The 21,875-nt window shown below is 72.8% G+C and carries 22 protein-coding genes; 15 read left to right on the top strand and 7 right to left on the bottom strand.

Annotated elements, in window-relative coordinates; genetic code table 11:
- The first annotated feature begins 11 nt into the window (after positions 1 to 11).
- Positions 12 to 431 carry an RNA polymerase sigma factor region1.1 domain-containing protein gene (locus ACX9MN_RS18935; protein WP_489725058.1) on the top strand — a complete coding sequence of 140 codons (420 nt, stop codon included), beginning with the start codon at positions 12 to 14 and terminating at the stop codon, positions 429 to 431.
- A gap of 79 nt (positions 432 to 510) precedes the next feature.
- The gene (locus ACX9MN_RS18930) at positions 511 to 900 is read left to right on the top strand and encodes a phage holin family protein (protein WP_042669436.1); all 390 of its coding nucleotides are present in this window, start codon (positions 511 to 513) and stop codon (positions 898 to 900) included.
- Positions 901 to 1,079: 179 nt separating this feature from the next.
- Here the strand turns inward: ACX9MN_RS18930 and ACX9MN_RS18925 are convergent, their stop codons facing one another.
- Together ACX9MN_RS18925 and ACX9MN_RS18920 are read right to left on the bottom strand one after the other, a co-directional pair.
- Positions 1,080 to 2,786 carry an HWE histidine kinase domain-containing protein gene (locus ACX9MN_RS18925; protein ID WP_132367825.1) on the bottom strand — a complete coding sequence of 569 codons (1,707 nt, stop codon included), beginning with the start codon at positions 2,784 to 2,786 and terminating at the stop codon, positions 1,080 to 1,082.
- 375 nt (positions 2,787 to 3,161) lie between these two features.
- A complete protein-coding gene (locus ACX9MN_RS18920) occupies positions 3,162 to 3,380 on the bottom strand; it encodes a hypothetical protein (RefSeq protein ID WP_020094759.1) in 219 nt (72 codons plus the stop codon).
- A 225-nt stretch (positions 3,381 to 3,605) separates the two neighbouring features.
- On the opposite strand from ACX9MN_RS18920, the gene ACX9MN_RS18915 reads away from it, so the two are divergent.
- Genes ACX9MN_RS18915 through ACX9MN_RS18905 form a run of 3 tightly spaced genes read left to right on the top strand, consistent with a single transcriptional unit; the run spans position 3,606 to position 7,454 of the window.
- On the top strand, positions 3,606 to 4,877 hold the full coding sequence (locus tag ACX9MN_RS18915) for an MFS transporter (protein WP_331298195.1): 1,272 nt from the start codon (positions 3,606 to 3,608) through the stop codon (positions 4,875 to 4,877).
- Complete coding sequence (gene fhuF, locus ACX9MN_RS18910; RefSeq protein ID WP_489725057.1) at positions 4,874 to 5,692, top strand: siderophore-iron reductase FhuF; 819 nt, start codon at positions 4,874 to 4,876, stop codon at positions 5,690 to 5,692. Before ACX9MN_RS18915 ends, fhuF begins: the two co-directional genes overlap by 4 nt.
- Before the next feature lie 13 nt (positions 5,693 to 5,705).
- A complete protein-coding gene (locus ACX9MN_RS18905; RefSeq protein ID WP_042675783.1) occupies positions 5,706 to 7,454 on the top strand; it encodes an ABC transporter ATP-binding protein in 1,749 nt (582 codons plus the stop codon).
- A 12-nt stretch (positions 7,455 to 7,466) separates the two neighbouring features.
- On the opposite strand, the gene ACX9MN_RS18900 is transcribed toward ACX9MN_RS18905, so the two are convergent.
- Entirely contained in the window at positions 7,467 to 8,522 is a 1,056-nt protein-coding gene (locus ACX9MN_RS18900; RefSeq protein ID WP_331327554.1) for a LacI family DNA-binding transcriptional regulator, read from the bottom strand.
- A 333-nt stretch (positions 8,523 to 8,855) separates the two neighbouring features.
- Here ACX9MN_RS18900 and ACX9MN_RS18895 point away from each other — a divergent pair, with 333 nt between their 5' ends.
- Together ACX9MN_RS18895 and ACX9MN_RS18890 are read left to right on the top strand one after the other, a co-directional pair.
- Positions 8,856 to 9,536, top strand: coding sequence for a DUF4142 domain-containing protein (locus tag ACX9MN_RS18895; RefSeq protein WP_489725056.1), 681 nt, complete (start codon positions 8,856 to 8,858; stop codon positions 9,534 to 9,536).
- A gap of 654 nt (positions 9,537 to 10,190) precedes the next feature.
- Positions 10,191 to 10,412: a DUF6894 family protein gene (locus ACX9MN_RS18890; RefSeq protein ID WP_056527261.1), complete on the top strand. Its 222-nt coding sequence runs from the start codon at positions 10,191 to 10,193 to the stop codon at positions 10,410 to 10,412.
- Positions 10,413 to 10,665: 253 nt separating this feature from the next.
- Here the strand turns inward: ACX9MN_RS18890 and ACX9MN_RS18885 are convergent, their stop codons facing one another.
- Together ACX9MN_RS18885 and ACX9MN_RS18880 are read right to left on the bottom strand one after the other, a co-directional pair.
- Positions 10,666 to 11,529 (bottom strand): SMP-30/gluconolactonase/LRE family protein, encoded by an 864-nt coding sequence (locus tag ACX9MN_RS18885; protein WP_489725055.1) that lies wholly within the window; start codon positions 11,527 to 11,529, stop codon positions 10,666 to 10,668.
- A gap of 26 nt (positions 11,530 to 11,555) precedes the next feature.
- Positions 11,556 to 12,881: a sugar MFS transporter gene (locus tag ACX9MN_RS18880; RefSeq protein WP_447683557.1), complete on the bottom strand. Its 1,326-nt coding sequence runs from the start codon at positions 12,879 to 12,881 to the stop codon at positions 11,556 to 11,558.
- 161 nt (positions 12,882 to 13,042) lie between these two features.
- Here ACX9MN_RS18880 and ACX9MN_RS18875 point away from each other — a divergent pair, with 161 nt between their 5' ends.
- Genes ACX9MN_RS18875 through ACX9MN_RS18860 form a run of 4 tightly spaced genes read left to right on the top strand, consistent with a single transcriptional unit; the run spans position 13,043 to position 17,329 of the window.
- Positions 13,043 to 13,642 carry an aldose epimerase family protein gene (locus ACX9MN_RS18875; RefSeq protein ID WP_489725054.1) on the top strand — a complete coding sequence of 200 codons (600 nt, stop codon included), beginning with the start codon at positions 13,043 to 13,045 and terminating at the stop codon, positions 13,640 to 13,642.
- A complete protein-coding gene (locus ACX9MN_RS18870) occupies positions 13,611 to 14,831 on the top strand; it encodes an IS256 family transposase (RefSeq protein ID WP_489725052.1) in 1,221 nt (406 codons plus the stop codon). The genes ACX9MN_RS18875 and ACX9MN_RS18870 overlap by 32 nt, the downstream gene beginning before the upstream one ends.
- Before the next feature lie 30 nt (positions 14,832 to 14,861).
- Complete coding sequence (locus ACX9MN_RS18865; RefSeq protein ID WP_489725239.1) at positions 14,862 to 15,533, top strand: aldose epimerase family protein; 672 nt, start codon at positions 14,862 to 14,864, stop codon at positions 15,531 to 15,533.
- A complete protein-coding gene (locus ACX9MN_RS18860) occupies positions 15,530 to 17,329 on the top strand; it encodes an IlvD/Edd family dehydratase (protein WP_489725053.1) in 1,800 nt (599 codons plus the stop codon). Before ACX9MN_RS18865 ends, ACX9MN_RS18860 begins: the two co-directional genes overlap by 4 nt.
- Positions 17,330 to 17,395: 66 nt before the next feature.
- Here ACX9MN_RS18860 and ACX9MN_RS18855 read toward each other — a convergent pair whose 3' ends face one another.
- On the bottom strand, positions 17,396 to 17,770 hold the full coding sequence (locus ACX9MN_RS18855) for a FadR/GntR family transcriptional regulator (RefSeq protein WP_489725238.1): 375 nt from the start codon (positions 17,768 to 17,770) through the stop codon (positions 17,396 to 17,398).
- 42 nt (positions 17,771 to 17,812) lie between these two features.
- On the opposite strand from ACX9MN_RS18855, the gene ACX9MN_RS18850 reads away from it, so the two are divergent.
- On the top strand, positions 17,813 to 19,033 hold the full coding sequence (locus ACX9MN_RS18850) for an IS256 family transposase (protein ID WP_489725052.1): 1,221 nt from the start codon (positions 17,813 to 17,815) through the stop codon (positions 19,031 to 19,033).
- Here the strand turns inward: ACX9MN_RS18850 and ACX9MN_RS18845 are convergent.
- Positions 19,011 to 19,436, bottom strand: a complete 426-nt coding sequence (locus tag ACX9MN_RS18845) for a FadR/GntR family transcriptional regulator (protein WP_489725051.1) — start codon at positions 19,434 to 19,436, stop codon at positions 19,011 to 19,013. The two genes, ACX9MN_RS18850 and ACX9MN_RS18845, sit on opposite strands and share 23 nt — an antisense overlap.
- 174 nt (positions 19,437 to 19,610) lie before the next feature.
- Here ACX9MN_RS18845 and ACX9MN_RS18840 point away from each other — a divergent pair, with 174 nt between their 5' ends.
- The 3 genes from ACX9MN_RS18840 to ACX9MN_RS18830 all read left to right on the top strand — a co-directional run bounded on the left by ACX9MN_RS18840 (position 19,611) and on the right by ACX9MN_RS18830 (position 21,813).
- Complete coding sequence (locus tag ACX9MN_RS18840; RefSeq protein WP_091928506.1) at positions 19,611 to 19,832, top strand: hypothetical protein; 222 nt, start codon at positions 19,611 to 19,613, stop codon at positions 19,830 to 19,832.
- A 72-nt stretch (positions 19,833 to 19,904) separates the two neighbouring features.
- Entirely contained in the window at positions 19,905 to 20,885 is a 981-nt protein-coding gene (gene araD1 / locus ACX9MN_RS18835) for an AraD1 family protein (protein WP_489725050.1), read from the top strand.
- Position 20,886: 1 nt separating this feature from the next.
- The gene (locus ACX9MN_RS18830) at positions 20,887 to 21,813 is read left to right on the top strand and encodes a Gfo/Idh/MocA family protein (protein WP_091928508.1); all 927 of its coding nucleotides are present in this window, start codon (positions 20,887 to 20,889) and stop codon (positions 21,811 to 21,813) included.
- Positions 21,814 to 21,875: the final 62 nt, after the last annotated feature.

The raw sequence follows: 21,875 nt of genomic DNA, 5'->3' as shown, positions 1-21,875 counted from the left end.
GGAGGCGGGACATGACGCAGGCTCTGGATCGCGCGACGCTCGACCGGCTGGTCGCCCTCGGCCGCGACCGGGGCCTCCTCACCGCCGACGATCTGCGCGCCGCGCTGCCCGTCGAGCGCATGGACGTCGACGCCCTGGTCCTCGTGATGCTGGAGCTGGAGGCGGCGGGCGTGAGCGTCGAGCCGGAGGCCTTCGGCCCCCCGACGGACCGAGCGGTCCCGGTCTCGGTCGCCCTCCCGGCGCCGCAGCCCGGAACGCCGCCGATCCGGGCCGCGGAGGCGGGGCAGGGCGCGGCCTTCGCGGCGCCCGCATTCGCCGCGCCGGACGCCCCGGAGCCGATCCCGGACGACGGCGCCGATGCCGGCCGGGCCGTCCTCCTGGCAGGCCTGGCGACCGTGCTGATCCTCGGCGCCCTGCTCCTGATGCTGTGAGCAACCGGCGCGGAACGCTTCGGGCCGCGGCCCCGTTGGCGAGAGCCGGCCGGTGACGGCCCCGAGGATTCTCGTATCCATGCGTCAGACCCCGGACGGAACCCTCGCCCTGCTGATCGCGGCCCTGCGCGAGGGCACGGCGCATGTCGAGGCGCTGCTCACGCTGGCGCGGACGGAGGTCGACGGCAATTTCCGGGCGATCGTGTCGCTGATCGCCATCGTCGGCACGATCCCGGTGCTGCTGATCGTCACCTTCTTCCTCGGCCTCGACGCCGTGGTGAAGCTGCTGGCCGTGCCATTCGGTGCCGAGGCGCCGGCCGCGCTGATCGTCGCCGCGCCGTTCCTCGTCATCGCGCTCGGCCTCGGCTGGATGGGCGCCCGCCGGATGGCGCTCTCGAACCTCGAGCCCTGGCGGACGTGGCGGCAGGTAAAGCGCGATGTCCAGGAGGTGACGCGCGCTGGCGCGTGATACCGGGACCGGAAAACCCAAAGGTATCAACGCGTTTCAGATGAATGCTCGCGCGCACTCTGAGCGCGGGTCGACCGCGCGCGACGCGCGGCGTACGGAGGGGCGCGTTCAACCGATCTGCGAGGATCCGTGCTCAAAGCTCTGCTCTGACGACTGAATCCGCCCGAGCCGAGCTGCACCTAGCCCGTCGGCGCCAGCATGGTGCCGAGACCCGGATCGAGCGGGACGTCGAGGCGACAGCGCAGGCCCTCGGCCTCGAAGGCGAGGTCGACGGTGCCGGCGAGTTCGCGCCGCACGCCGCCGGCGATCAGCCGCGTCCCGAAGCCCACCCGGGTCGGCGCCCGCACCGGCGGGCCGCCGCGCTCCTCCCAGCTGAGCCGCAGGCGCCGCTCCCCGGCCGCGCCGGCGGCGAGCGACCACGCCACCCGGACGCGGCCCTCGCGGACCGAGAGGGCGCCGTACTTGGCCGCGTTGGTGGTCAGCTCGTGGACCGTCATGCCGAGGGCCAGCACCTCGCGGGGGCTCAGCGACACGTCCGGCCCGTCCAGGCGGATCTGGTCGTCGCCGGTCCGGTAGGGGCCGAGCTCGCTCTCCAGCACCTCGCGCAGGGGGGCCCCGCTCCAGTCCTCGCGGGTCAGGAGGTCGTGGGTCTTCGACAGGGCCAGGATCCGCGCCTCCAGGACCTCCGCGGAGCCGCGGGACTGCCGGGCCAGGGCCTGGACGGTGGCCAGGGTATTCTTCACCCGGTGGTTCAGCTCGTGCAGCATCGTGCCCTGCTGCACCTGCAGGGCGCGCCCGCGCTGGATCTCCGCGCGCAGCTCGGCGGTGCTGCGCTGGAGAGTGCCGGCCATGGCGTCGAGCTTGCTGCCGAGCCGGTCGAACTCCGCGGCCCCGCGCAGGCCGGTGCGGGCGGCGAGGTCGCCGGCCTGCCACGCCGCCGCGGTGCGCAGGAGCCGGTCGACCGGTCGCCGGATGAACACCCGCCCGGCCACGAGGGCGGCGGCGAGCGCCAGGGCCGCCCCCAGGGCGATCAGAACCAGCCCGCGGCGGGTGGCGGCGTCGATATCCGCGAAGGCGGTGGCGTAGTCGCGCCCGACGACGACGCGCACCCCGGCCAGCGGGCCGTCCGGCATCGCGGTGGCGATGATCCGCTTCCGGCCGTCGAGGCCGGCGGCGACGCGGACGTCGCTGCCCTGGGCCTCCAGCATAGCGGCCCGGTCGGGCGGGATCGGCCTGCCGATCCAGGCCGCCTCGTCCGGGCGGCGGGCGATAATCAGGCCGTCCCGGTCCGTCACGGTGATCGCCGTCTCCGGCTGATGGAGCGCCTGCTCCAGGTGATCGGAGAGCCAGTCGAGGTCGACGGCGGCGAGCAGGACGCCCGCCGGGGCCCCCGCCGACTCGCCGACATGGACGGCCCGGGCGAAGTGGATCGACGGCCGCTTCGTCTGGAAGCCGACCGCGTAGCCGCCCACCGCGTAGCCGCCCCGCTCCAGGGCGCGGCGGTGATAGGCCCGGCCGCGGCTCGAGTAGGAGCCCGCAGGCGCGCCGGCGCTGTCGCAGATCACGGCCCCGTCGGGATCGGTGAGGGCGATCAGCAGCACGTGCGGCAGCCGCGCGGCAGCCCGCCGCAGGTAGGCGGTGCAGGCCGCCGGCTCCCGCACCTGCACGGTGGCATCCTCGGAGATCAGGTCGAGGGCCTGCTGCATCCGCTCGGAGATCTGGGCGAAATCCTCCGCGACGTCCCGCGCGGTGGCGCGGGCGTCGGCCCGCACGGCCGCGTCGCGGCTCGCCCGCAGGGCGACCTCGTTGTAGCCCTGGATCGCCAGCGCCGGGGCGAGGGCGAGCAGGACGAGCAGCAGGATGCGGGTCGTCAGCGACAGCGGCATCGGCGGTCAGTCGCGACCGGCGATCGGCGCGGGCGCCCGCGCGGCCAGGGTCTCCACGGAGCACGGCTCGGTGATCATCCGAATCCCCGATTCGAGTCCGCAGGTGGCGAAGATCGCGTTCTCGGCGGAGCCGGCGACGCGCAGGCCCCTCGGATCCGGCCGTCGCGGCCACCGGGCAGGCCGACATGGCCGACCAGCAGCCCGGCCGCCGCGTCCGCGCCCATGGGGCGCCGCCGGATCGGGCAGATGCGATCGGCGCGCGCGTTGGCGAATTCGAGGGCCGGACGCCGTCTCATGTCGGCGTTGTTGCAGAACCGGTCGGCCCTTGCCAGTGCGCCGCGCGGTCGGGGCGGCGGGAGCGTGGGCCGGCTCGCCTCAGCGCCCGCGGGGCCGGCCGGCCTCCGGACGCAGGTGCAGGAAGCTGCGCTCGCCGGTCGCGGCCTCGGCCACGTGCTGGATCGTGTCGAGCAGATCGGACACGGCCCGCGGCCCGGCCGGCCGGAAGCCCGCCCTCGGCTCGACCCAGCGTCCCTGCGTGCGGTCCGCGGCGATCTGCGCCTCGCTCAGCGCGTCGAAATCCCGGCGTCGGGTCATGGCTCAGCCCTCCACCGGGGACTCTGTCGGGGGCATGGTTGACGAAAGGTTAACGCCAGATCCGGCGGGGCGGCGCGCCGCGAATACCCGCCGGCTTGATCCCCGGCACAGGCCTCTCTAAACAGCGAAAACCGAGGTAAATCAATAGATTAGTGTGATTATAAACTGCGGTCTCCGGACCGGCCCGGATCGCGGCACCGGTCGAGGTACGGCGTGCGGGGGGCGATGACCGGTTCCGCCGGACCCGCCATCGGCACCCGGGTCGTCGACACCCTGGCGGCCCTGCGGCCGCTGGCGCCGTTCTTCTGCCTGTACGTGACCTTCGGGGCGACGCTCGGCTTCCTGTCCGGCGGGGCGCCGCTGATCCTGCGGGCGCGGGGCGTGGAGCTGGCCGAGGTCGGGCTGCTGCAGCTCATCAACCTGCCGGTCGGGCTCACCTTCCTGTGGGCGCCCCTGCTCGACCGGCTCCGCCTGCCGATCCTCGGCCACCGGATCGGCTGGATCGCGGCGGCGCAGGCCGCCTCGGTGCTCCTGCTGGTCGTCCTGAGCCTCGGCGAGGCTTGGCCGCTCCCGGCGCTGCTCGCCCTGGCGATCGCCGCCTGCGCCTGCGTGGCGACCATGGACATCGCCCTCGAGGCCCTGGTGGTCGAGACCGTGCCGGCGGAGCGGCGCGCCTTCGTGGCCTCGGCCAAGCTGTGCGGCGCCTCCCTCGGCGGGATCCTGGGGGTCGGCGTGCTGATCGGCTCCTACGACAGCCTGGGCTGGCGCGGGGCGGTCCTGGCCTGCGCGGCCCTCGACGCCCTCTGCCTGCTGCCGATCCTGGGGTACCGGGAGTCGCGCCTGCGCGAGACCCGGAGCGACGGTGCGGGCACCGCGGCCGGTGCGGGCCCGGAACGCTGGTCGGGCTCCCTGGCGCGGCTGCGTCGCCTGGGCGGTCGCGTGCTGGTGCTCGGCGCCTACTTCGCCGCCTCCTACCTCGTGGGCGGGCCCAACACCCTGGCGCTCCTCGATCTCGGCGTCCCGCTCGGGCAGGTCGGCACGCTCACCGGCACCGTGCTCCCGGCCGTGAACCTCGTCATGGCGCTGGCGGCCGGATGGCTGGCCGCGCGGTTCGGCACGGTCCGGCTGATCGCCGTGGGGGCCCTCGGCGTCCTGGCCTCCGGGGGCCTGATGGTCGTCGCCTGCGCGGGCCGGGTGCCGGATCTCGGCATCGCCGCCGCTGTGCTGGGCTTCGTCGCGGGCGGGTTCCTGGGCGTGCCGGTCTTCAACATGATCTACCGCTGGGCCCAGGGGCCGAAGCCCGCCACCGACTACGCGCTCCTGTTCGGCGCCGCCTTCTTCGCCGCGATGCCGCTGCGGGTGGCGGCCCCGGCGCTCGCCGGCTGGATCGGCTGGCCGGGCTACTTCGCCGCCACCCTGCCGCTCTACGCCGCCGCGGTGGCGTGGCTCGCCGTCGCGGTGGACCGGACCCTGCGCGACGACGGGGCGGCGCGATGATCGCCGAGGTCGCCGCCCAGGTTCCCGACACGCTCGCGGCCTACCGGGACGGGGTCGCCGAGGGCCCAGGCGGCCCGGACGCGCTGCCCCTCGGCGCCCTGCGGGACGAGGCCGTGTTCGACGCGACGCTGGCCGCCTTCGGGGCCGGGTTCGGCGCGGAGTTCCGGACCGCCGACCCGCGAGTCCGGGTCTCCTACTGGAGCCAGTTCTACCTCGCGGCCCTGGCGACGCCGGCGCTGACCGCCCTGGTGCGCCTCGGCCAGCCGCTGCCGCTCGCCTTCGACGCGGTCAGCCTCGAGCTCGACGCGGCCGGCCGGCCGCGCCGCTTCCGCCTGCCCGCGGACGGGTCGGCCTGCGCGGCCTGCCCGGCGCCCGGCCTGACCGGGCTGGTGGAGGCGCATCTGCGCCCGTTCGTCGAGCTCTGCCACACCCGGTGCGGGATCGCCCCCAGGGTCCTCTGGGGCAACGCCGCGGTGATCCTCGACTACGTCGCCCGGGAACTCGGGGACCCGCTCGCCGGGCTGGCTGGGGACGGGGAGGGGGCCGGCACCACCTGCGCGAGCGCCTGTACCACCACCTGCCCTACCGCCCGCGCCGCCGCCCGCGCCGCCGCCTGTGACGACGTCGCGGCCTGCCTCGGATGGCGCGCCGGCCCCGGCTGCGCTAGGAGCCCGCTCGAGAGTCCTCTTGCGCAGGCGCTCTGCCCGGGACCTTCGGGCTGCCGGCGGCGGCGCGTCTGCTGCCTGCGCCACCGCCTGCCGGGGGTGCCGTCCTGCGGCGCGCTCTGCCCCGTCGAGTGCGCCGCCCAACGTTGATCCGAGCCGCGCGATGCTGAAGGCCTTCCTCGCCTATTACCGGCCGTACCGGACGCTGTTCCTGGTCGATTTCGGCTGCGCGGTGCTGTCGGGCCTGCTGGAGCTCGGATTCCCCATCGCCGTGAAGGGCTTCATCGACAGCCTGCTGCCCCGGCAGGACTGGGGCCTGATCCTGCTCGCCGCGGCCGCGCTGGCGCTGGTCTACGTCGCCAATGCCGGCCTGATGGTGGTGGTCACCTACTGGGGCCACGTGCTCGGCATCAACATCGAGACCACGATGCGGGCGCGGGCCTTCGACCACCTGCAGAAGCTCTCCTTCCGCTTCTACGACGGCCAGAAGACCGGCCACCTCGTGGCCCGGGTGACCAAGGACCTGGAGGAGATCGGCGAGGTCGCCCATCACGGGCCCGAGGACCTGTTCATCGCCGTGATGACGCTGTTCGGCGCCTTCGCGCTGATGCTCTACGTCCACGCGCCGCTGGCGCTGATCACCGCGGCGATCCTGCCGCTGATCGCCTTCGTGTCGATCCGCTACGGCGGCCGCATGACCCGCAACTGGCAGGCCCAGTACGGCCGGGTCGGCGCCTTCAACGCGCGGATCGAGGAGAATGTCGGCGGGATGCGGGTCGTGCAGGCCTTCGCCAACGAGCCCCACGAGCGCGCCCTCTTCGCCCTCGACAACGCCCGCTACCGGGACACCAAGCTCGAGGCCTACCGGCTGATGGCGGCCGGCCTGTCGATCAACTATCTCGGCCTGCGCCTCGTCCAGATCGCGGTGCTGCTCGGCGGCGCCGCCTTCGTGGTCCGGGGCGACCTGACGCCCGGGGGCTTCGTGGGCTTCCTGCTGCTGGTGGGCGTGTTCTACCGGCCGCTGGAGAAGATCGGCGCCGTGGTCGAGACGTACCCGAAGGGGGTCGCGGGCTTCCGCCGTTACCAGGAACTGCTGGCCACCGAGCCCGACATCACCGACCGGCCCGGCGCCCGCGCGGTCGGCGCCCTGCGCGGCGACATCCGTTTCGAGGGGGTGGGCTTCGGCTACGGGCCCGGCCGCCCGGTCTTCGCCGGCCTCGACCTCGCGGTGGCGGCCGGCGAGACGGTGGCGTTCGTGGGTCCCTCGGGGGTCGGCAAGACCACCCTCTGCGCCCTGCTGCCGCGCTTCTACGAGGTCGAGGCGGGCCGCATCACCGTCGACGGGATCGACATCCGCGACATCACCCTGGCGAGCCTGCGCCGCCAGATCGGCATCGTCCAGCAGGACGTGTTCCTGTTCGCCGGCACGATCCGGGAGAACATCGCCTACGGCCGCCTCGACGCCGCCGAGGCCGAGATCGACGCCGCCGCGCGGCGCGCCCGTCTCGGCGGGCTGATCGACAGCCTGCCGGAGGGCCTCGACACCGTGGTGGGCGAGCGCGGCGTGCGCCTGTCGGGCGGCCAGAAGCAGCGCATCGCCATCGCGCGGGTCTTCCTCAAGAACCCGCCGATCCTGATCCTCGACGAGGCGACCTCGGCGCTCGACACCGAGACCGAGCGGGAGATCCAGCGGGCGCTCGCCGAGCTCGCCCGCGGGCGCACGACCCTGGTGATCGCCCACCGCCTCGCCACCATCCGGGACGCCGACCGCATCGTGGTCCTGGGGGAGGGCGGGGTCGTCGAGGAGGGCCGGCACGCGGCTCTGCTGGCCGCCGGCGGCCCCTACAGCCGCCTGCACGCGGCGCAGTTCGGGCGCGGCGAAGCCGGCGCGGGCGTCCTCGCGGCGGAGTGAGAGCCGGCCTCGCTAGGGTGCCGCCGGCGCACTCGACTCGCGCACGACGAGGCGCGCGGGGAACAGCGTCTGGGCGAAGTCGTCCGGCGCCCGCGTCCCCTCGATCAGTTCGACCAGCGTCGCGAAGGCGGACCGGACCATGTCGAGCACCGGGACATCGACCGAGGTCAGGCTCGGGACCGCGTAGGCCCCCTGGCTGAGGTTGTCGAAGCCGACGACGCGGATCTCCGCGGGGACCCGCACGCCGCCCTCGTGCAGCGCCCGCAGCACGCCGAACGCCACCCGGTCACTGGCGGCCACGACGGCGTCCGGCCGGGCGCTGGGTCCGGCCTCCAAGAGAGCCCGCGCGGCCCGGTAGCCGCCCGCGGCGGTCCCGTCGCAGGAGACCACGAGGGCGTCGCGCAGGGGCAGCCCCGCCTCCGCGAGGGCATCCCGGTAGCCGCGGAACCGCTCGGTGGCGGCGGCGGGCCGGCGCGCGTCGCTCGCGAGCAGGCAGATCGACCGGCTCCCCGACGCGATCAGGTGGCGGACGGCCCCGTGGACCGCGTCGCGCTCCGCCAGCGCGACGTAGTGCGTGCCGGGCACCTCCAGGCCGAACACCACGAACGGGCATCGCTTGGCCTGGAGCAGGCCGATCAGCGGGTCGTCCCGATCCTCGGCGAAGACCACGAGGCCGTCGACCCGGGCCTCGCTGACGAGGCCGGCGATCCGGCCCGGGCCGTCCGGGTCGTCGGCGCGGCGGCAGCGGTGGACCAGGGTGTAGCCCTGCCGGTCGGTGACGGTGGCGAAGGTCCGGAGAACGTGGCCGTGATCGGCCGTCTCCCCCGGGCGACCCCCGTCGGCGGCGGGCTCCGGCGCCGGAGCGAACACGCAGGCGATGCTGCGACTGGGCTTCTTGCGCAGGGACCGGGCGGCGAGGCTCGGCACGAAGTCCAGGTCGCGCATGGCCGTCTCGATGGTCTCGCGCGTGGTCCGGGCGACCTTCTGCGGGTGGTTCAGGACCAGCGAGACCGTCTGGAAGCTCACGCCGGCCCGTCGGGCGACGTCCTTGATCGTCGTCTGGCCCATCGTCACCTCGAGAGCCGGTCCGGATGGCCGCGCCCCCGCGCGGCGCCGCCTCGTTCGGTGCGCCAATCTAGATCTGTATCGATCGGAGATAAAGCCGCGGGCCGGGCGGCGAAGACGGCGTATGCCCGCGCAAAGGCTGCGCAGGACCGGTCATTCGCGCGCGAAATCCGATCCATCCTGCGGTTTCTCGGTGCCCCGATCCCGCCGTTCGGACGGCCCGCCGGGCAGGAACCTTGTCCCCCCTGTGCGGTTCGCCGGGCAGCACCTCAAGCGATGATCGGGGCGTCGGGTGCCTCACCCAATCCGGATGCCACTCCCATGATGCACCGTCGCATGCACAGACGCGCTCTCCTCACCACGATGCTGGGCGCCACCGCGGCCCTGGCGGTCACCCGCACAGCCCTCGCGCAGGTCACACCGGCCGGCGTGATTCCGACCGGCGCCTATCTCCAGATGGCCACCGGCGGCGGGCTGTTCCTGGAGAACACGGCCCGCGACGCCCACGCGAAGACCACCAATCCCGCCGTCAAGAAGTTCGCCCGCGCGGAGGTGGTCGAGCAGGTGAACCTCGCCCGCAAGATCAGCGCCTACACGGGCGGCGCCCCGATCCCGGGCCCGGCCGCGGCGGGCCCGGGTGGCCTGATCGGCGGCCTCGTCGCGGCGCCGGTGGCGGTGGCCGGCACGACCGTGAATGCGGCGGGCAGCGTCGCCGGCAGTGTTGCGGGCGGTGTGATCGGCGGACCGGCTCCGGCCCAGGGCATGACCACCGACGCGCAGAAGGCGCAGATCCTGGCGCAGCTCAGCGCCATGCCGCCGGGGCCGCAATATGATGCCACCTTCGTGAACGCCTCGCTCCAGGGCCATCAAGAGGCGCTGAGCATCCACGGCGCCTACGCCCGGTCGGGCGAGGATCCCGGCCTGCGCGCGATCGCCCGCGGCGCCCTGCCGCTGATCAACCTGCACATCGCCCGGCTCGACCGGATGCAGGCGATGATGGGCGCTCAGCCGGGGTGAGCGGCCGGACGACGGGGTCGGTGCGCCGCGCGGCGCACCGGCCTCGAACAGGACCCCGTCAGCCGGCCCGATCGCGCAGGCGCCGCACCAATCTGAGCAGCACGCCGCGGATATGGGATCGAAGCTGGGTGTTTTCTGCCATGGGACGCCGTTCGAAGCGCCGGATCGCGGCGCCTCGAGAAACACATCCCTTGGACGGACCGTTGCTACGTAAAAAGCGGGATCGTTGCCGCGGCCGAGCCGCAGAACCACCCTCCAAGGACGTAGCCCGTGGCCCGGATCGACGGCGCCCCGCGGCCCATATGATGGGACCGGATCGTCGACAGCACGCTCCTGATGTGCGCGCGCAGCTTGTCCTTGCGGAGCGCGGCCGTCTCGGCGCACGGGTCGGGCGGGTTGGCGGAGGTCGACATGTCACGGGGCCCCGGCTCAGGCGCGCCACCGCTCCGGGCCGTCGGACGACGGCGGGGGGACGCTGGAGATTCTTGTACTTGATAACGTGAGCGGAATCTCGGGCGGACGGCGCAGATCCGAGCAAACTCCATGTTTTAGATGCATTAAGGTTTATCCGACCGAAGACCTTTCCCAGTCGTGTATCGCACTACGTAGAGATATCCGGACGATCGCCGCGGGGCTGCAGCAGGGGGGAGGTCGGTGTCCGAGCGCTTCTACTTCGACCTCGAGAGCGGCGAGGAGACGATCCGGGACGACGACGGCGTGGAGGTCGGCAGCCTGGCCGAGGCCATGGCCGAGGCGCGCAGCGTCATCGCCGAGATGGCCGACGAGGTCTGCGCGGCCGATCCCGACCGGTCCTGGAGCTTGGTCGTGCGCGACGCCGCCGGGTACGCCCGCCACCGGCTGCCGATCCGGCGGTAGCGCCCGACAAGAAGCCCGCCGCGGCCTGGCCGGGCGGGCTTGAAGGTGATCTCGTCTCGGAGAAGGCCCGACCGTAGACCCGGCACGGGGCGACCGCATCCCCCATCCGGAGGACGCCGACGCACGATCCCGCGACCGCAGGCCCGCGACTGCCGACCCGCGACCGCCCGCCGCGGCAGCTCGGACGCCGGAGGACCCGCCCCGCTGGAGGAAAGATCTGCGCAGGGGACTCACGTCCTCGGCGCCGGGTCGGTCAGCCCGCGAAGGCGCGGGGCGGCAGGCCGGCGACGCCGACGTCGAGCTCGAACAGCGCGCCGGCCTCCGGCACGTGCTCGGCCCCCCGCGCCGCCGAGGTGACGAACAGCCGGTCGAGGCCGGGACCCGCGAAGGCGCAGCTCGTGATGTTGGGGGCGGGCAGGGGGATCGCGCGCAGCAGGCGCCCCGCGGGATCGAAGCGGCTGAGCCGGCCGCCGCCCCAGTGGGCGATCCACAGGCAGCCCTCTTCGTCCGTGGTCATGCCGTCGGGCCAGCCCCAGTCGTCGGGGAAGCGCAGGAAAGGCCGCTTGCCCGTCAGCGCCCCGTCGGCGGCGAGGTCGAAGGCGTAGACCGTCCGGGCGGCGCTGTCGCTGTGATAGAGGATCCGGCCGTCGCGGCTGAAGGTCGGCCCGTTGGCGACGCCGTAGCTGGTATCCATCCGCCGCCACGTCAGGTCCGGGTCGAGCCGATGCAGGGCGCCCGACACCACGGTCTCGGCCTGGTGCATGCTCCCGGCCCAGATCCGGCCGGCGCCGTCGACCTTGGCGTCGTTCAGGCGGTTGTCGGGATCGTCGGGCTCGGGGTCGCCGATCGGCGCGAGGCGGTCCGCCTCCAGGTCGTAGGTCGCGAAGCCGCTCTTCAGCCCGACGACGAAGTCGCGCCGGCCCGCGCGGGGGATGATCCAGCCGAGCGGTTCCGGGAACGGGCGCGTGCCCACGGCCCCGTCGGCGAGGTCCAGCCAGTTCAGGGCCGGCGCCTCGATATCGACCCAGAACAGCACGCCCCGCTCCGGAACCCAGACCGGGCCCTCGCCGAGCCGATCGCGCCCGGGCCGGTCGAGGATGCGGATCCGTGGGTCCATGGCGGGCTCCCCGATCTGGCCGACGCTCAGGCGCCGGCCGGCCGCGCTGCGGCGCCGGTCCGGCAACCCCAGAGCGCGTAGAACAGGACGTAGAGCTCGCAGGCGGCGGTGATCAGGAAGGAGTGCTGCAGCCCGTACCGGTCCGCCGCCCAGCCCTGCACCACCACCAGCGACCCGCCCGCGATCGCCATGATCAGCAGCCCGGCGCCCTCCTCGGTGAGCGGACCGAGGCCGCGGATGCCCAGGGTGAAGATCGTCGGGAACATGATCGCGTGGAACAGGCCGACCGAGATCAGCGCCCACAGGGCGAGGTGGCCGGTCGCGAAGGTCGCCACCAGCATCACCGCGCAGGCGCCGATCGCCGCGCCGGCCAGCACGGTCTCGGCCGGGCGCCGCTGCATCAGGTAGCTGCCGACGAAGCGGCCGACCATCATGCCGCCCCAGAGCAGGAACAGGTAGCGCGAGGCCTGGGCGTGGGTCAGGTCGCCGATCTCGGGCTGCGACACGAAGTTGATGAACAGGTTCGACACCCCGATCTCGGCGACCAGGTAGATGAAGATCGCCGGCACGCCGAGCACGAGGTTGCGGTGGCGCCAGAGCGACAGGCCGGCGCGCTCGGCCCTGGCGGCCCGGGCGGTGGTACCGCCGGAACCGCTGATGGCGGGCAGCGGGAAGCGGGCGATGACCGCGGCGAGGACGACGAGCACCACCGCCACGATCAGGTAGGGCAGCTGCACCGACTGCGCGTCGGCCAGGCGCTCGGCCGGGGTCAGGGTGGCCCCGGCGGCGGCGTTGCCCGAGGCCGAGCGGCCGAGGATCAGGTAGCCCCCGAACAGCGGCGCCAGGGTCGTCCCGAGGGAGTTGAACGCCTGCACGAGGTTGAGCCGCGCCGGGGCGCTCTCGGCCGGGCCGACCACCGCCACGTAGGGGTTCGCGGCGACCTGCAGGAGGGTGATGCCGCTGGCGATCACGAACAGGGCCGTGAGCGTGATCGCGTAGGAGACCCGGTGGGCGGCCAGGATCATCCCGAGCGTGCCCAGCGCCATGATGCCCAGTCCCGTCACCAGGGCGCGCTGGTAGCCGACGCGCTCGATCAGCTTGGCCGCCGGGATCGAGGCGACGAAGTAGGCGATGAACCAGACGGACTCGATCAGCGTGGTCTGCGTGTAGTCGAGGTCGAATACGCTGCGCAGGTGCGGCAGCAGCGTGTTGTTGATGACCGTGATGAAGCCCCACATGAAGAACAGGCTCGCCAGCAGCGACAGGGCCGGGCGGTAGCCGCCCCGGTCGCGCGCGGCCTCCGCCCCCGTCCGGGGCGCCGCGGTCCCCGCGGTCGCGATCGGTCCTGCCATCCGGCGTTGTCCTCTGCCTCTCGGGCCACCTTGTCGGGGTCCTGTGTTGTTCCTTTTATTTGTCTGAGTATATATCGGGTTCGCGGACGTCAACCGCGAGTCCCGTCGCGGTCCGGCGCACGACCGGCGCGGCGGGCGGAATCACGAAGGGGGAGAGCGCGATGCGTGGAGTGGGATCCCTGGCGCTGTGCGCCTGTGCGGCCCTGCCGGGCCTGACGCCGGCACCGGCCCGGGCGGCCGAGCCGACCCGGGCGGTGTTCGGCACGCTGCCGGACGGCCGGACGGTGGAGGAGGTGACGCTGACGAACGGCAAGGGCGTCACGGCGCGGATCCTGTCGTGGGGGGCGCTCCTGCGGAGCCTCGACGTGCCGGACCGCTCCGGCAAGGCCGCGGACGTCGTGCTCGGCTACAATGACCTCGCCTCCTACCTGGCCAAGGGCAACTATTTCGGCGCGAGCGTCGGGCGCTACGCCAACCGCATCCGCGCCGGGCGCTTCACCCTGGACGGCCGGACCTACACGCTGGCCATCAACGACGGCCCGAACGCCCTGCACGGCGGCGCGTCCGGCTTCGACAAGCAGCTCTGGACGATCACCGCGGTCAAGGGCGGCGCGGCCCCCTCGGTCACCCTGCGCTACGTCAGTCCGGACGGCGAGGAGGGCTATCCCGGCAGGGACTGTCAGGAATTTCGTGTGCGGGCGGCCATAGTGGATCCGATGGAGGTTCTCGATGGCACGACGCAAAGCACCCCGTATCCCTGACGCGATCCTGGATCAGCTCCTGGCCGGGGCCGATCCGAGGACGGCGTTCGCGGCCGATGGCCTGCTGGACGAGTTGAAGAAGGCCCTGGCCGAGCGGGCGCTCAACGCCGAGATGGACCACCATCTGGCGGGCGAGGACGCCGGCAACACGCGCAACGGCTATGGCCGCAAGACGGTCACGACCGAGACAGGCCGGATCGAGCTGGCGATCCCACGCGACCGGCAGGCGACGTTCGATCCGCAGCTGATCGCCCGCTATCAGCGCCGCTTTCCCGGCTTCGACGACAAGATCGTGTCGCTGTACGCCCGCGGCATGAGCACCCGGGAGATCGTCGCGCACCTGCGCGAGCTCTACGGCATCGAGGTCTCCCCCGATCTGATCAGCGCGGTGACCGACGCGGTTCTGGAGGAGGTCGCTGCCTGGCAGGCTCGGCCGCTGGAGCCGGTCTACCCGATCGTGTTCTTCGACGCCCTGCGGATCAAGGTGCGCGACGAGGGCGTGGTCCGCAACAAGGCCGTCCATATCGCGCTGGGCGTGCGCGCCGACGGATCCAAGGAGATCCTCGGCCTGTGGCTGGAGCAGAACGAGGGCGCCAAGTTCTGGTTGCGGGTCATGAACGAGCTGAAGAACCGTGGCGTCGAGGACGTGCTGCTTGCCGTGGTCGACGGCCTGAAGGGCTTCCCCGACGCGATCCGGGCGGTGTTCCCCGAGGCGCTGGTTCAAACCTGTATCGTCCACCTGCTGCGCCACAGCCTCGACTTCGTGTCCTACAAGGACCGCAAGCTCGTGGCCGCGGCGCTGAAGGACATCTACCGCGCGCTCGATGCCACAGCTGGTGAGGCGGCGCTGGCGGCCTTCGAGGCGGGCGAGTGGGGCCGGAAGTACCCGGCCATCGCCCAGAGCTGGCGGCGGGCCTGGGGCGAGGTGATCCCGTTTTATGCCTTCCCCGGCGAGGTTCGTCGGATCCTGTACACGACGAACGCCATCGAGGCCCTGAACGCCACGCTGCGCCGGGCCGTGCGCGCCCGCGGTCACTTCCCGACCGACGAGGCCGCGCTGAAGCTGCTCTACCTGGTCTTGAACCGCTCCGAGAAGGCGTGGAAGATGGGCCCGCGTGAGTGGGTCATGGCCAAGGCGCAGTTCGCCGTCATCTTCGGCGAGCGCTTCACCCGGGCCATGGCGGCCTGATGTTCAACACGCCGCCCGCACACGGAATTCCTGACAGTCCCTCCCGGCACGCTGACGGCGACCGCCACCTACGCGCTGGACGACACGAACACCCTCACGGTCGCCTACGAGGCGACGACCGACAAGCCGACGATCGTCAACCTGACCAACCACAGCTTCTTCAACCTCGCGGGCGAGGGCTCGGGACGCTCGATCCTCGACCAGATTCTGACCATCCCGGCGGAGCGCTTCACGCCGGTCGACGCCACCCTGATCCCGACCGGGGAACACCTGCCGGTGGCCGGCACGCCCTTCGACTTCCGCGAGCCCGCGGTGATCGGCGCGCGGATCGGCGACGGGCAGGACGCGCAGATCGTGCGCGGGCGCGGCTACGACCACAACTGGGTCGTGACCGACGCGCCCACGGCCGAGCCGCACCCGGTGGCGCGGGTCGAGGATCCGGGATCGGGCCGCGTCCTCGACGTGGCGAGCAACCAGCCCGGCCTCCAGTTCTACGCCGGCAACTTCCTCAACGGGACCGCGGTCGGTAAGTCCGGCCTTGCCTACCGCCAGTCGGACGCCCTGGCGCTGGAGCCGGAGCTCTTCCCCGACACGCCGAACCAGGCGGCCTTCGGCTCGGCCCGGCTCGATCCCGGCAAGACCTACCGGAACGTGATCACCTACCGCTTCTCGACCAGCCCCGCCCACCGGACCCAGAAATGACCGACCGACCGATTGCACGGCCCCTGCGCTCGCGCGCGTGGTTCGACAACCCCGACAATATCGACATGACGGCGCTCTACCTGGAGCGCTACCTAACCTTCGGCCTCAGCCTTGAGGAGCTGCGCTCGGGCAAGCCGATCATCGGCATCGCTCAGACCGGCTCGGACCTGTCCCCGTGCAATCGCCACCACCTCGTCCTCGCGGAGCGGATCCGCGAGGGCATCCGCGAGGCGGGCGGGATCGTCCTCGAATTCCCCGTCCACCCGATCCAGGAGACCGGCAAACGGCCGACCGCCGGCCTCGACCGCAACCTCGCCTATCTCGGGCTCGTGGAGCTGCTCTACGGCTACCCACTCGACGGGGTCGTGCTGACCACGGGCTGCGACAAGACCACCCCGGCCTGCCTGATGGCGGCCGCCACCGTGAACATCCCGGCCATCGCCCTGTCGGTGGGGCCGATGCTCAACGGCTGGTTCAAGGGCCAGCGCATCGGATCCGGCACGATCGTCTGGAAGGCCCGCGAGATGCTGGCGGCCGGCGAGATCGACCACGACGGCTTCATCAAGCTGGTGACCTCGTCGGCGCCCTCGACCGGCTTCTGCAACACGATGGGCACCGCCACCACGATGAACACCCTCGCCGAGGCGCTCGGCATGATGCTGCCCGGCTCGGCCGCGATCCCTGCGCCCTACCGCGACCGGCAGGAGGCCGCCTACCTGACGGGCAAGCGCGTCGTCGCCATGGTGGCCGAGGACCTGAAGCCCTCCGACATCCTGACCCGCGACGCCTTCCTCAACGCCATTGCGGTCAATTCTGCGATCGGCGGCTCGACCAACGCGCCGATCCACCTCGCGGCGATCGCCCGCCACATGGGGGTCGCGCTCGACATCGCGGACTGGCAGACCCACGGCCTCGACGTGCCGCTCCTCGTCAACCTGCAGCCGGCGGGCGCCTATCTCGGCGAGGATTACTACCGCGCCGGCAGCTTGCCCGCGGTGGTGGCGCAGCTCATGCGCCGCGGCCTGATCCGCGAGGGCGCCCTCACCGTGAACGGGCGCACCCTCGGCGACAATTGCCGCGGCGCCGCAATCGAGGACGAGGACGTGATCCGGCCGATCGACCGGCCGCTCAAGGAGGCGGCAGGCTTCCTGGTCCTGCGCGGCAACCTGTTCGACGCCGCGGTGATGAAGACCAGCGTCATCGGCGCGGAGTTCCGCAGCCGCTACCTGTCGAACCCGGAGGATCCGGACGCCTTCGAGGGCCCCGTCGTGGTGTTCGACGGGCCGGAGGATTACCACGCCCGGATCGACGACCCGAGCCTCGGCATCACCGAGGAGACCCTGCTGGTCATGCGCGGGGCCGGGCCCGTGGGCTACCCGGGGGCGGCCGAGGTGGTGAACATGCGCCCGCCCGCGCAGCTGATCCGGGCCGGCGTGCACGCGCTGCCCTGCCTCGGCGACGGGCGCCAGTCCGGCACCTCCGGCTCGCCGTCGATCCTCAACGCCTCGCCCGAGGCGGCGGCCGGCGGCGGCCTCGCCTTCCTGCGCACAGGCGATCGGGTGCGGATCGACCTGCGCCGCGGCACCGCCGACATGCTGGTCGACGCCGACGAGATCGCGCGGCGGCGCGCGGCCCTGGAGGCGGCGGGCGGCTACGCCTATCCGGCCTCGCAGACCCCCTGGCAGGCGATGCAGCGCGCCGCGGTGGGGCAGATGCACACCGGGGCCATCCTGGAGGGCGCCGAGGCGTTCCAGCGCATCGCGCAGACGCGGGGCGTGCCGCGCGACAACCACTGAGGCCGCTGGGGCCACTCGGGCCACTCGGGCAATGTCCGGGCCGGCGGCGCCCCGCCGCCGGCACCGTCAGGGCCGCATCGCCAGCTCGGTGTCGGCGAGGGCGAGGCGGACCAGCTCGGTCATCGTCGCGCGGGCGGCGTCCGGGTCGCCCGCCACGATCGCGTCGTAGAGGGCACGGTGATCCGGCATCGGGTCCCGGGGCAGGCCCTGGCGGCGGTGCTTGAAGATCGTTGTCCACGTGACCGCGGCGGCGATGGAGCTCGACAGGGCGATCAGCGCGCCGTTGCGGGCCGCTTCCAGGATCGTGTTGTGGAAGGCCTGGTCGGCGGCCCGCCCGGCCTCGGTGGCGAGGCCGTGGCGGCCCATCTCCTCCAGGGCGTGGCCCATCCGGGCGATGTCGAGGCCCGAGCGCCGCGCGGCCGCGAGGGGACTGTCAGGAATTTCGTGTGCGGGCGGCCATAGTGGATCCGATGGAGGTTCTCGATGGCACGACGCAAAGCACCCCGTATCCCTGACGCGATCCTGGATCAGCTCCTGGCCGGGGCCGATCCGAGGACGGCGTTCGCGGCCGATGGCCTGCTGGACGAGTTGAAGAAGGCCCTGGCCGAGCGGGCGCTCAACGCCGAGATGGACCACCATCTGGCGGGCGAGGACGCCGGCAACACGCGCAACGGCTATGGCCGCAAGACGGTCACGACCGAGACAGGCCGGATCGAGCTGGCGATCCCACGCGACCGGCAGGCGACGTTCGATCCGCAGCTGATCGCCCGCTATCAGCGCCGCTTTCCCGGCTTCGACGACAAGATCGTGTCGCTGTACGCCCGCGGCATGAGCACCCGGGAGATCGTCGCGCACCTGCGCGAGCTCTACGGCATCGAGGTCTCCCCCGATCTGATCAGCGCGGTGACCGACGCGGTTCTGGAGGAGGTCGCTGCCTGGCAGGCTCGGCCGCTGGAGCCGGTCTACCCGATCGTGTTCTTCGACGCCCTGCGGATCAAGGTGCGCGACGAGGGCGTGGTCCGCAACAAGGCCGTCCATATCGCGCTGGGCGTGCGCGCCGACGGATCCAAGGAGATCCTCGGCCTGTGGCTGGAGCAGAACGAGGGCGCCAAGTTCTGGTTGCGGGTCATGAACGAGCTGAAGAACCGTGGCGTCGAGGACGTGCTGCTTGCCGTGGTCGACGGCCTGAAGGGCTTCCCCGACGCGATCCGGGCGGTGTTCCCCGAGGCGCTGGTTCAAACCTGTATCGTCCACCTGCTGCGCCACAGCCTCGACTTCGTGTCCTACAAGGACCGCAAGCTCGTGGCCGCGGCGCTGAAGGACATCTACCGCGCGCTCGATGCCACAGCTGGTGAGGCGGCGCTGGCGGCCTTCGAGGCGGGCGAGTGGGGCCGGAAGTACCCGGCCATCGCCCAGAGCTGGCGGCGGGCCTGGGGCGAGGTGATCCCGTTTTATGCCTTCCCCGGCGAGGTTCGTCGGATCCTGTACACGACGAACGCCATCGAGGCCCTGAACGCCACGCTGCGCCGGGCCGTGCGCGCCCGCGGTCACTTCCCGACCGACGAGGCCGCGCTGAAGCTGCTCTACCTGGTCTTGAACCGCTCCGAGAAGGCGTGGAAGATGGGCCCGCGTGAGTGGGTCATGGCCAAGGCGCAGTTCGCCGTCATCTTCGGCGAGCGCTTCACCCGGGCCATGGCGGCCTGATGTTCAACACGCCGCCCGCACACGGAATTCCTGACAGTCCCGCCGCGAGCGCGGCCGCGGCCGGCTCGACGATGATCCGCAGCTCGAACAGGTCGCGGATGAAGGACTCGCTCGGCTCCGACTCGAAGGCCCAGGCCAGGATGTCGGGATCGAGCAGGTTCCAGCGGCTGCGCTGGCTGACGCGGGTGCCGGTGCGCGGGCGGCTCTCCACGAGCCCCTTCGCGCTCAGGATGCGGATCGCCTCGCGGTAGGCGGTGCGCGAGACATTCAATTTCTCAGAGAATTCGATCTCGCCGGGCAGCACGTCTCCGGGCGCGTAGCGGCCGCCGAGGATCGCCGCGCCCAGAGCGCGGGCGACCGAGCCGTGGATGCGGCGCGACCCCGAGGCGAGGGGCAGCGTCACGTTCTCCGAGCTCCGCTCCTGCCTCACCGCATCCACCTCCGGTCCGGGCCACCGGGTCGGGGCAGGAACGGCGTGATCGTATCCTGAAGTTGTAGGAGCGCAAAGAGGAACGCCCGCCGCACCGAAGGCGCGGCCGCGCTTGCGGCCGGAGGCGAACTGCTCTAGCCCAATTGTATGAGTAGTGAATCGACAGGATCCGTCACGGTCCGCGGCAGCGTCCGGGTCGGCGCGGGGGTCGCCCCCGCGATGGTGCAGGGCGGTCCGTTCCCGGCGACCTCGGGCGGCCGCGACGGCGCGGTCGGGCCGCTGGCGACCGAGCGGATGCCGCGCCCAGTCCTCCACCGGGACCTGGCGCGCCGGATCGACGGCGCTCGCGCCCCGCAACCCGGCCACTGACGGGCCGCCGCGCGACCCTCGACGGCCGCGCGTTCAGGACGCCCCGAAGCGGTCGTCCCCGGGAGGACACAGATGGGACGATCACTCCTACAATTTTGCGCCGCCGACGAGCAGCGCGGCGTCGCGCTGCTCGTCGGCGGCCGGGCGCGGCGGGTGCTCGGCGTCGACAGCGTGCTGGCCCTGGCGCGGAGGGCCCTCGCCGCGGGGGACGATCTGGCCGCGACGGCGGGGCGCGCGGGGTTCGGCGCGCCCGTCGATCTCGACGCGGTCCGGCTCCTGCCGCCCGTCGATCACGCCGATCCCGCGCACCTCCTGCTGAGCGGCACCGGCCTGACGCATCTCGGCTCCGCCGAGGGCCGCGACGCGATGCACCGCGCGGCCGCGACCGACCCGGCGCCAACCGATTCGATTCGCATGTTCCGGATGGGCGTCGAGGGCGGGAAGCCGGCGCCGGGCGAGACCGGCGCGCAGCCCGAGTGGTTCTACAAGGGCGACGGCTCCGGCCTCGTCGCCTGCGGCGAGCCGCTGATCTCGCCGGCCTTCGCCCGCGACGGCGGCGAGGAGCCGGAGATCGCCGGGATCTACCGGATCGACGCCGACGGAACGCCGGTGCGCCTCGGCTTCGCCCTGGCGAACGAGTTCTCCGACCACGTGACCGAGCGCGGCAACTACCTGTGGCTCGCCCATTCCAAGCTCCGCCCGGCCGCCCTCGGCCCGGAGCTGTGGCTCGGTGCCCTGCCGCCGGACGTGCGCGGCACGAGCCGCATCCTGCGCGACGGAGCCGTGCTCTGGGAGAAGCAGTTCCAGTCCGGGGAGGCCAACATGTCCCACAGCATCGCCAATCTGGAGCTGCACCACTTCAAGTACGCGCCGTTCCGGCGCCCCGGCGACGTGCACGTCCACTTCTTCGGGACCGCGACCCTGTCGTTCAGCGACGGCGTCGCAACCCGGCCGGGCGACGTGTTCGAGATCGCGGCGGCGCCGTTCACGCTGCCCCTGCGCAACCCGCTGGCGATCGCGCCGGCGGACGCGCCGTCCGTGCGGGTGCTCTGACATGGCGGCCCCGATCCGCATCGGCCTCGTGGGCGTCGGCAAGATCGCCCGCGACCAGCACCTGCCGGCCATCGCCGCCTCGCCGGACTACGCGCTCGTGGCGGTGGCGAGCCGGCACGGCGGCCTCGACGGGGTGCCGAGCTACGGCAGCCTGGAGGCGATGCTGGCGGCGCACGGCGACCTCGACGCCGTCGCCCTGTGCCAGCCGCCGCAGGCGCGGTGCGCGGCGGCCGTGGCGGCGATCGCGGCCGGACGCCACGTCTTCCTCGAGAAGCCCCCGGGCGCGACGCTGGCCGAGGTCGGGCTCCTTGTCGCGGCCGCGCGGGACCGGGGCGTGAGCCTTTTCGCGAGCTGGCACTCCCGCTACGCGCCGGGGGTGGAGCCCGCCCGCCGGTGGCTGTCGGGCCGCAGGATCCGGTCGGTGGCGATCGCCTGGCTGGAGGATGTCCAGCACTGGCACCCGGGCCAGGACTGGATCTGGGACGCGGGCGGGATGGGCGTGTTCGATCCGGGGATCAACGCCCTGTCGATCGCCACCCACATCCTGCCGCCGTTCTTCCTCACCGGCGCGACCCTGTCGGTCCCGGCGAACCGGCAGGCGCCGATCGCCGCCGACCTGCACTTCGCGGACGTCGCCGGCACCCCGATCCGCGCCCGGTTCGACTGGCGCCAGACCGGGCCGCAGACCTGGGACATCCGCGTCGAGACCGACGACGGCCCCCTGGTCCTGTCGCGGGGCGGGGCCGCCCTCACGATCGCCGGCCGCGACCAGCCGCTCCCGCCCGAGGCGGAGTACCGCGGCCTCTACGACCGCTTCGCCGCCCTGGTCCGCTCCGGCACCAGCGACGTCGACCTGAATCCGCTGATCCACGCCGCCGACGCCTTCATGCGCGGCGAGCGCCGCACGGTGGAGGCCTTCACGGACTGACCGGGAGGCCCCCTGCGGGACACGAACGCGACAGAGCCAGGCAAGGCCGCGCGGTTAAGGGG

The organism is Methylobacterium sp. 1A (genome assembly GCF_058072805.1).
This window is presented reverse-complemented; position numbering and strand designations above follow the sequence as displayed.

Bases quoted from the DNA above. Each gene is read 5' to 3' on its own strand.
- ACX9MN_RS18935 (WP_489725058.1), top strand. From the start codon at position 12: ATGACGCAGGCTCTGGATCGCGCGACGCTCGACCGGCTGGTCGCCCTC.
- ACX9MN_RS18930 (WP_042669436.1), top strand. From the start codon at position 511: ATGCGTCAGACCCCGGACGGAACCCTCGCCCTGCTGATCGCGGCCCTG.
- ACX9MN_RS18925 (WP_132367825.1), bottom strand. From the start codon at position 2,786: ATGCCGCTGTCGCTGACGACCCGCATCCTGCTGCTCGTCCTGCTCGCC.
- ACX9MN_RS18920 (WP_020094759.1), bottom strand. From the start codon at position 3,380: ATGACCCGACGCCGGGATTTCGACGCGCTGAGCGAGGCGCAGATCGCC.
- ACX9MN_RS18915 (WP_331298195.1), top strand. From the start codon at position 3,606: ATGACCGGTTCCGCCGGACCCGCCATCGGCACCCGGGTCGTCGACACC.
- fhuF (WP_489725057.1), top strand. From the start codon at position 4,874: ATGATCGCCGAGGTCGCCGCCCAGGTTCCCGACACGCTCGCGGCCTAC.
- ACX9MN_RS18905 (WP_042675783.1), top strand. From the start codon at position 5,706: ATGCTGAAGGCCTTCCTCGCCTATTACCGGCCGTACCGGACGCTGTTC.
- ACX9MN_RS18900 (WP_331327554.1), bottom strand. From the start codon at position 8,522: ATGGGCCAGACGACGATCAAGGACGTCGCCCGACGGGCCGGCGTGAGC.
- ACX9MN_RS18895 (WP_489725056.1), top strand. From the start codon at position 8,856: ATGCACAGACGCGCTCTCCTCACCACGATGCTGGGCGCCACCGCGGCC.
- ACX9MN_RS18885 (WP_489725055.1), bottom strand. From the start codon at position 11,529: ATGGACCCACGGATCCGCATCCTCGACCGGCCCGGGCGCGATCGGCTC.
- ACX9MN_RS18880 (WP_447683557.1), bottom strand. From the start codon at position 12,881: ATGGCAGGACCGATCGCGACCGCGGGGACCGCGGCGCCCCGGACGGGG.
- ACX9MN_RS18875 (WP_489725054.1), top strand. From the start codon at position 13,043: ATGCGTGGAGTGGGATCCCTGGCGCTGTGCGCCTGTGCGGCCCTGCCG.
- ACX9MN_RS18870 (WP_489725052.1), top strand. From the start codon at position 13,611: ATGGCACGACGCAAAGCACCCCGTATCCCTGACGCGATCCTGGATCAG.
- ACX9MN_RS18860 (WP_489725053.1), top strand. From the start codon at position 15,530: ATGACCGACCGACCGATTGCACGGCCCCTGCGCTCGCGCGCGTGGTTC.
- ACX9MN_RS18850 (WP_489725052.1), top strand. From the start codon at position 17,813: ATGGCACGACGCAAAGCACCCCGTATCCCTGACGCGATCCTGGATCAG.
- ACX9MN_RS18840 (WP_091928506.1), top strand. From the start codon at position 19,611: ATGAGTAGTGAATCGACAGGATCCGTCACGGTCCGCGGCAGCGTCCGG.
- araD1 (WP_489725050.1), top strand. From the start codon at position 19,905: ATGGGACGATCACTCCTACAATTTTGCGCCGCCGACGAGCAGCGCGGC.
- ACX9MN_RS18830 (WP_091928508.1), top strand. From the start codon at position 20,887: ATGGCGGCCCCGATCCGCATCGGCCTCGTGGGCGTCGGCAAGATCGCC.